This is a genomic window from Mesorhizobium sp. M0491 (assembly GCF_040321265.1).
Classification (GTDB): Bacteria; Pseudomonadota; Alphaproteobacteria; order Rhizobiales; family Rhizobiaceae; genus Mesorhizobium.
This window is the reverse complement of record NZ_JAMYRE010000062.1, coordinates 1-1,339: the sequence shown is the minus strand read 5'-3', so window position 1 is coordinate 1,339 and position 1,339 is coordinate 1. Positions and strand designations below refer to the sequence as shown.

1 protein-coding gene is annotated in these 1,339 nt (G+C 62.4%); it reads left to right on the top strand.

The annotated features are described in order from the left end of the window. The first annotated feature begins 97 nt into the window (after window positions 1-97). Window positions 98-1,294: an IS256 family transposase gene (locus NKI69_RS33470; RefSeq protein ID WP_352442705.1), complete on the top strand. Its 1,197-nt coding sequence runs from the start codon at window positions 98-100 to the stop codon at window positions 1,292-1,294. The last annotated feature ends 45 nt before the right edge of the window (window positions 1,295-1,339 follow it).

Below are 1,339 nucleotides of genomic sequence, written 5' to 3'. Positions count from 1 at the left end.
GGTAGTGTGCTGAGAGTTCTGCAAATTCGCTGAGAGAGGGCGGTCATGGCAGGCTGGTGATGTTCAACGTCACCGATTCCCGCGAAGGAACGCCACCATGACCAAGACAGAAGGTAAATCGACCAGCGCTGCCGTCAAAGACATTCTGCTTTCGAACCCGGAGGGGCTGCACGAAGTGATCCGTGCAGTAATGCAGGAGGTTCTCGAGGCCGAGATGGAGGAGGCGCTGGGTGCTTCGAAGAGCGAGCGCACGCCCGAGCGCCTTGGGTATCGCTCGGGTTACTACGGCCGCACCCTGGTCACCCGGGTCGGCAAGCTTGAGCTGCGGGTTCCGCAGGACCGGGCCGGTCGTTTCTCCACCGAGCTGTTCGAGCGCTACCAGCGTTCCGAGCGGGCCTTGGTGGCCACGCTTGCGGAGATGTATGTGCAGGGCGTGTCGACCCGGAAGGTCAAGGCGATCACGGAAGAGCTGTGCGGTCATGCCTTCTCGGCTTCGTCGATCTCGGCCATCAACAAGCGCTTGGACGAGAGCCTGAAGGCGTTTGCCGAACGACCGCTTCAGGAGCCATTCCCCTACCTCATTCTCGATGCCCGCTACGAGAAAGTGCGCGAAGCCGGCATCGTGATGAGCCAGGCGGTGCTGATCGCGGTCGGCATCGACTGGGACGGGCGCCGGCAGATCCTGGCCGTGGAGATGGCCAATCGCGAGAGCCGCTCGGCCTGGAAGGACTTCCTCGTCGGCTTGAAACGACGCGGCCTCAAGGGCGTCGAACTGGCCGTGTCCGACGACCATGCCGGCCTGGTCGCGGCGATCGGCGAGGTGATCCCGGAAGCCGCATGGCAGCGCTGCTACGTCCACTTCCTCAGGAACGCGCTCGATCACCTGCCCAGGAAGCACGGCGACGATTGCCTGCAGGAACTGCGCTGGCTCTACGACCGGCGCGATCTCGCCGAGGCCAAGGCCGATCTCGCCGCATGGCTGTCCAAATGGTCCGCCCGCTACCCGCGACTGACCACCTGGGCGGAAGAAGCTATAGAACAGACGCTGACTTTCTTCCGGCTGCCGCGTCAGCATCACAAGCACCTAAAGTCCACCAACATGCTCGAACGGCTCAACGAGGAAATCCGCCGGCGCACCTATGTCGTGCGCATCTTCCCAAACGCCGAAAGCTGCCTGCGCCTCGTTAGGGCGCTCGCCGTCGAGACCAACGAAAACTGGATGGAGGCCAACCGATACATCAACATGGACGACCTGCGCGAGCACAAGAAGCTCGCTCTACGCCAAGCCGCATGACCAGCTTCATGATCGCCCATTTTGCAGAACTTGACGCACACAACC